This is a genomic window from Gluconobacter sp. (genome assembly GCF_047723935.1).
Lineage (GTDB): Bacteria > Pseudomonadota > Alphaproteobacteria > Acetobacterales > Acetobacteraceae > Gluconobacter.
The window spans coordinates 1-5,492 of the sequence record NZ_JBDOBO010000117.1; the positions used below are offsets into that span (position 1 = coordinate 1).

12 protein-coding genes, 1 tRNA gene and 1 pseudogene are annotated in these 5,492 nt (G+C 56.0%); 7 read left to right on the forward strand and 7 right to left on the reverse strand.

All coding sequences use genetic code 11. The features are described 5' to 3' along the window. The first annotated feature begins 322 nt into the window (after positions 1-322). From ABF979_RS16210 to ABF979_RS16220, 3 genes are all read left to right on the forward strand, one after another. A complete protein-coding gene (locus ABF979_RS16210) occupies positions 323-577 on the forward strand; it encodes a type II toxin-antitoxin system HicA family toxin (RefSeq protein WP_415560721.1) in 255 nt (84 codons plus the stop codon). Beyond that, positions 574-906, forward strand: a complete 333-nt coding sequence (locus ABF979_RS16215) for a type II toxin-antitoxin system HicB family antitoxin (protein ID WP_415560722.1) — start codon at positions 574-576, stop codon at positions 904-906. The genes ABF979_RS16210 and ABF979_RS16215 overlap by 4 nt, the downstream gene beginning before the upstream one ends. Before the next feature lie 71 nt (positions 907-977). Next, on the forward strand, positions 978-1,142 hold the full coding sequence (locus tag ABF979_RS16220) for a hypothetical protein (protein ID WP_415560723.1): 165 nt from the start codon (positions 978-980) through the stop codon (positions 1,140-1,142). Here the strand turns inward: ABF979_RS16220 and ABF979_RS16225 are convergent. The 6 genes and pseudogenes from ABF979_RS16225 to ABF979_RS16250 form a co-directional block, all read right to left on the reverse strand. Next, positions 1,113-1,604: a hypothetical protein gene (locus ABF979_RS16225; protein WP_415560724.1), complete on the reverse strand. Its 492-nt coding sequence runs from the start codon at positions 1,602-1,604 to the stop codon at positions 1,113-1,115. The two genes, ABF979_RS16220 and ABF979_RS16225, sit on opposite strands and share 30 nt — an antisense overlap. Further along, complete coding sequence (locus ABF979_RS16230) at positions 1,597-1,770, reverse strand: hypothetical protein (RefSeq protein ID WP_415560725.1); 174 nt, start codon at positions 1,768-1,770, stop codon at positions 1,597-1,599. Before ABF979_RS16230 ends, ABF979_RS16225 begins: the two co-directional genes overlap by 8 nt. A 1-nt stretch (position 1,771) precedes the next feature. Next, on the reverse strand, positions 1,772-1,978 hold the full coding sequence (locus tag ABF979_RS16235; protein ID WP_415560726.1) for a hypothetical protein: 207 nt from the start codon (positions 1,976-1,978) through the stop codon (positions 1,772-1,774). A gap of 18 nt (positions 1,979-1,996) precedes the next feature. Further along, a complete protein-coding gene (locus tag ABF979_RS16240) occupies positions 1,997-2,260 on the reverse strand; it encodes a hypothetical protein (RefSeq protein ID WP_415560727.1) in 264 nt (87 codons plus the stop codon). After that, positions 2,257-2,526: pseudogene (locus ABF979_RS16245) on the reverse strand (hypothetical protein); the annotation flags it as partial. The gene ABF979_RS16240 and the pseudogene ABF979_RS16245, both read right to left, overlap by 4 nt. A gap of 429 nt (positions 2,527-2,955) precedes the next feature. Then, positions 2,956-3,159 carry a hypothetical protein gene (locus ABF979_RS16250; protein WP_415560728.1) on the reverse strand — a complete coding sequence of 68 codons (204 nt, stop codon included), beginning with the start codon at positions 3,157-3,159 and terminating at the stop codon, positions 2,956-2,958. 110 nt (positions 3,160-3,269) lie between these two features. Between ABF979_RS16250 and ABF979_RS16255 the strand changes: the two genes are divergently transcribed. The 4 genes from ABF979_RS16255 to ABF979_RS16270 are packed head-to-tail and all read left to right on the forward strand — an operon-like array spanning position 3,270 to position 5,033. Further along, a complete protein-coding gene (locus ABF979_RS16255; RefSeq protein WP_415560729.1) occupies positions 3,270-3,461 on the forward strand; it encodes a hypothetical protein in 192 nt (63 codons plus the stop codon). Continuing rightward, the gene (locus ABF979_RS16260) at positions 3,458-4,225 is read left to right on the forward strand and encodes an ERF family protein (RefSeq protein ID WP_415560730.1); all 768 of its coding nucleotides are present in this window, start codon (positions 3,458-3,460) and stop codon (positions 4,223-4,225) included. Before ABF979_RS16255 ends, ABF979_RS16260 begins: the two co-directional genes overlap by 4 nt. Next, entirely contained in the window at positions 4,222-4,701 is a 480-nt protein-coding gene (locus ABF979_RS16265) for a YqaJ viral recombinase family protein (RefSeq protein ID WP_415560731.1), read from the forward strand. The genes ABF979_RS16260 and ABF979_RS16265 overlap by 4 nt, the downstream gene beginning before the upstream one ends. 29 nt (positions 4,702-4,730) lie before the next feature. After that, positions 4,731-5,033 carry a tyrosine-type recombinase/integrase gene (locus ABF979_RS16270; protein ID WP_415560732.1) on the forward strand — a complete coding sequence of 101 codons (303 nt, stop codon included), beginning with the start codon at positions 4,731-4,733 and terminating at the stop codon, positions 5,031-5,033. Positions 5,034-5,184: 151 nt separating this feature from the next. On the opposite strand, the gene ABF979_RS16275 is transcribed toward ABF979_RS16270, so the two are convergent. Beyond that, positions 5,185-5,259: transfer RNA gene (locus ABF979_RS16275), tRNA-Val, on the reverse strand. Between the last annotated feature and the right edge of the window lie 233 nt (positions 5,260-5,492).

A 5,492-nucleotide genomic window follows, 5' to 3' on the forward strand; every position in this document is an offset into this window, starting at 1 on the left:
AGAATTTCTTCTAGCAAAAGAAATTAAATATAATCGCTCATTTCCTGTTTCTATTTCTGCAGACGGAATTAAATTCCATCTAACATCCAGCCTCGCACAAAAGGACTTTATAGCACTATCGTCTAGATTGGCATTTGGCGCTCACTAGGCAGAGCAGGAACATTGCCAGCATTAGAAGAGAATAGAAACATATGCTTTCCCCATCTCCCCAAGTTTGACCGAACTCCGCGCCACGGGGAAGGGGCGGAGAAAAGTCATCCTTTCATGATCTAGTGCCATTTTATGGTTGCGATTGGTACCAGATTACGGTACTAAAATCCACATGAAAGCCAAGCACCGCCGCACTCTGGAACTGATCTTCAAGCGCCCCGTTTCGGGCAATGTCGCATGGAGTGATATCGAAGCTCTTTTCACGGCTCTCGGTGCCGATATTTCTGAACACGAAGGCTCCCGCGTCGGTGTGTTCCTTTTCGGTGAGGTCCGGGTTTTTCACCGGCCGCACCCGAAACCGGACACTGACAAGGGCGCCGTTGCCTCTGTTCGGAAATGGCTTGAAGAGAATGGAGTGAAGCCATGAACAACACCATGACCATCGGCGGCCACCGGGCCGTCATCCAGTTTGATCCGGATATCGGCATGTTCAGGGGCGAGTTTCTGAGCCTGAACGGTGGCGCGGATTTCTATGCGGACAGTGTAGAGCGCCTGATCCACGAGGGGGAAACCTCTCTGCGGGTTTTCCTTGAAATGTGCGCCGAGAAGGGGATTGATCCCGTAAAGCACTATTCCGGCAAGTTTCAGGTCCGGGTGCCCGAGGAGATCCACGCTCGTGCCGTGACGGCCGCAGCGGCTAAGGGGGTAAGCCTGAACCAGTTTGTGCAGGACGCTATTATGGAGGCGGCGGTTTAAAGGGCTGTTCCGGCCGTTTGACCGGACTCCGGGGTGGGTGGTGTGGTCGTGTCTTTAGGTTGGAGAGAGACATGAGCGGCGAGAAGAAAGAAGAAAAGCCCAAAGAGGGATTTAAACGCGACCCGAACCGAATGAGTGCGGAAGATCTCAAGCGGAGAGGGACTGTCATAGCGATGGATAGTATGCCGCCCGATCTAGCAAAGGCCTTAGCTGAACGCGACAAGCGCCGCAAATGATAGAGCCGGAGTAATGAGGCTGGCGAGCCATGCACACTTCAGCCACCTCTGACGCCGCTCATGGGCAACAGCGTTTTTACTCTCGATCAGGGCCAGCTTGTCAGCCAGTGCGATCTGAAGTTCATCTTCCGATGAGGCGTTCGTGTCTGCTGCGATCTGCTCCACCTCAAGTGGGTAGAACGCCATACGCTCGAGTTTGAGTGGCAATAAAACGGCTACACAGCAGAAGCAGACGGCTGCAAATCCAGCGCAAAGTATTAAGCCCGTAAACAAGAGCGCCGACCGACCATCAAAGCCGCGAGCGGCCAAGGCGATTGATCCTGTCAATGCAGCAACAGACCATCCCAACAGAGTAGAGGCGCGATCCCGTGTCTTGTTGATCGCGTCAACCCGCGCCTTACAAGTTGCTTCTGCCTGCCGGAGCATCTCTTTGGCCAGCCAGGGTTGAATTGCATCAGCCATTTTCAGTCTCCACAAAAGTCAGCACATACCGCTCACCCAGTCCCTCATACGTCGGATCATCGCTGCCCTGAGTATCAGCGAATACGAAATCACCCCCAAGACCCAGATAATCCGCATGGACCACGGGGTTCAGGTTCTGGCAGATGGCCCCTGCCACGACCTGCACGTCATTCAGCCAGACGTTTATGAAGAGGCCGGTGGAGCGCTGGTACCGACGGCATGAACTTGAACGCTCGGAGTAGCTTCCGATCGACTGTCTGATCCCATGCGGCGGCCGGAAGATCGGCCCCAGCCTCGGCAAGGAAGCAGGCCCGCATCCAGAGCGTGTCGGGACCGACGGGAGAGGCGACCGAAGCGTTGAGCTTCTCCAGCATCCTCAGCGCCGCCCCGGTCTACGAGCCGGAGGCCGGGGGTGTCATGGCCCGTTCGAGCTGAGGCAGAACCCGCTTAGCCTCAGCGACGACCTCGACGGGCGGCGGGTCGGGCTGAAGGCGGATGACCATGCCGGGTGCTGGATCGTTGCGACGGATGCGGGCATTTCGCTCCTCCGGCGTCTCGATCGGCCCAAAGCGAACGGCCTGCCGCTCAGGGTCAAGCATGGCGCCCAAGGCGCGGCTGATTGTCGGCATCGGGGCAAGGATTGCAATCTCGCTCATCGGGAGCCTCCAGCGTATTTTTCGAGCATGTAGGCCGCGTGTTCGTCGGCCCGGTCGGCTGCCGTCTTGGGACGAGAGACGGAGCGAACGCCGGTTGAGCGGGAGCCTGTGAAGCTCTGCTCACGGCGGCACCAGAGCTGGAAAGCAGCTTGCCAGTCGAGTTTCGTTTCTCCCTTGGACCGCCAGTGCAACCGGAAGTTTTCGGCCACAGAACCCCCATCAAGGCCAAGGTCTTGGGCATAGGAGAGCTCGTCCGGGCTTGGTTGCCAGTCTTCCGGGAGTTAAGATTTTCGACGTTGACTGCTTTTGGCGGGGGCGGGGGTCGCGTCGTCAGGCGCGCGCTCACACTCTGAGCGAAGCGAAGAGTGTATTACCTTTCCTATTCCCTCCTCCATCGGCCCATGTAATTCAGTGTTTTGTCGGTGTTCGGACACCGATCCGTCATCAAGCGAGGGCTGTTCCGTCGCCTCTTGATGGCTGAAGGACTTACGTCTGTTCGATGCTTGATCTCCTACCGATCCATGCTTCTTCTTGCTGCATGTGTGAGAGTTCGATGGTAAAGCAACGAACTGCTCCACTTTATCGGTGATCGGGTGGACAGGCTTCGGCCGCTCCGGCCTCTGGAACTTTCTGAAATTGCGCACCGCGCCATAGGAAGCCCCTTCGGTTTCGTAGCGCATCAGGACGCCAGCCTCCTACATGATAGCAAGAAGCTCTGAGACATCAGCGTTGTCTCCTGGGAGGATACGCATTTTCAGGGTGAGGGGCTTCCATTGGAAAACCCCGTTGTCATCAGCCTCATTCCACAGGCCAATCAGAAAGAGGCGTGCCATAGCTGGCAGCCCAACGAAGGTCTCATCCGTCCAAAGTCCCGGATGAACGCTGCGGATGCGCGCCATCAGGCCATCACCTCCCCACGCAAAGAAATGCCCTCACGGGACAGGAAACCGACGACATCATCCAGCGATCGGCACACAGCGACAGGCGCACCGGTGGACTTGAGGCGCTTGTGCAGGGCGCGCTGCTCTTTCGAGACCGTGACCGCTCAGGGTATGACCGTCGCTGGCGTCGTTATCTCGATGCCGCGAACCTGGCGCTTGATACTGACCGGCAGATTAAGGGTCGCACCATTTCTGGTCTGTCCCGGATCGTGACGCGTGTCCTGCGTACGCCGCTTCTGCCAACGGGTGACGTAGCATGAGCGAAGTCATCGAGCGCCCCAAAGGCCAGAAAGTAGCGGAAAAGGGGCATCTCCCTCCGCAGGCCGCAACCATGATGCAGGTAATTGCCAGCGCGGCGGCAAACCCGAACTGCGACATCGAGAAGATGCAGGCACTGCTTAATATGCAGTCCCAGTTGATCGAACGTGAGGCACGTGCCGAGTTCAGCGCCGCCATGGCGACTGCTTGTGGAGCCATACCGCAGGTCGAACGCAATGGAATTGTCTCGCTGGGACAAAAGGGAGGATACAAGTTCACCAAATGGGAGGACATGGACAAGGTCATTCGTCCGATCCTTGCAGAGAACAATCTGCGCCTTTCATTCAATACGCGGCCTTCCGAGAGCAGCAGCGCGAAGGTGGTTATTGACACTATCAGCCATTCGAACGGCCAATCCCAGAGCGCAGAAATCGAACTTCCTCTGGATGCAGGGCAGGGGCGCAATCCCCTGCAGGGCTTCGGATCAACGATCTCATACGGGAAGCGGTATTGCGCTGAGATGCTGCTCAACATCCTCCGTTGCGATGAAGACACGGATGGCCGGTATCAGAGCCAGCCTCCCGCTCACGTTATTACGGCTGAGCAGAAGGAAGAAATCATCGACCTGCTGAAGCGTAGCGGAAAAGACATGGGGCAGTTTTTGGCCTGGGTAGGAACACGCACGGTCGACGCGATGACGCCAGCTCAGTTTGAGAGAGGGAAGAGAGGGCTCCTCAACGCAATCAATGGAGCCTCACGCTCATGAAAATCCATAATGTTGCCCAGGGCACTCCTGAGTGGAAAGCACTGCGTACCGGTATCCCGACAGCTTCCGAGTTCGACAAGATCGTCACGCCAACCGGAAAGTTGTCAGGGCAGGCGGATGCTTATGCTGCATGCCTGGTAGCGGAAATTGTCTTGGGGCGGTCCATGGAAGCCGATCTCTCAAACGTTGAGGCGATCATACGCGGGAACGAACTAGAGCCCATGGCGGCTCTTGCCTACGAATTTGAGTTCGGAGTGACTACCGAAAAGGTCGGCTTCATCACGAACGATGAAGAAACAATCGGTATCAGCCCTGACCGCTTGGTTGGGGATGATGGCCTTGTCGAAATCAAGTGTCCGTTTGCTCCAACGCATGTCCTCTACATGACCAACGGGTTCGATCTCTACTCACCTTGGGGCATAGTGACGGACCTGTCTTTCGCCCGCGAATTCGCCGGCCCGATGCCTCTGGCGTAATCAACGATGAATACGCCAGCAAGGGACGCTTGGCAGGCGGTCAAATCAAGAGCGCTTGGAGTGTCGCCTGCCGCAAGGCAGGCCTACCGGGAAGGACGCGAAAATGGCAGCCTAAGGGCAGCGGTGCAGTTAAAACTGCCTTTGTTCCCGACATCACTCCACACGACCTGCGTCACACCTGGGCGACCTGGCATTACTGCCTGCATCGCGACATCCTGAAGCTAAAGGACGATGGAGGGTGGGCAACGCTCTCAATCGTTACCAGGTATGCGAAGAAGATGCCGGACGAGTATAAAAAAGATGTGGAAAACTGGCTCAATCGGGACGATTGAATACCCTGAACGGAGCCAGAACAAACTGCACGGATTTTTGCCAATTCAACGCGATTCTCATATGCGCCGAATCGCCATCAGACTGCGCAGCACAACAACTAATCGGCTCGCAGGAACGATAAAATAAACCAGTGATTTCAAGAACTTAGGATGGTGGGCGCGACAGGGATTGAACCTGTGACCCCTGCCGTGTGAAGGCAGTGCTCTACCGCTGAGCTACGCGCCCATCCTTCGATCGGGCTTCTAGCAAAAAGAGAGTGTGTCTGACAAGGGCACTTGAAAGAATTAAGCCTAAGAAAAAAACGAACAAAAATTTATAAAGCCGAGACACCTTAGCTTGTGTTGACAAAAGATCTTTTCAGTTTTCTGTCTATGTGGTTCAAAGCTGTTCTTTACGGAGGCCTGTGAATGCGTGGCGAGCTGACGGACGAAGAATGGGCGATTATTGGCAATCTGCTG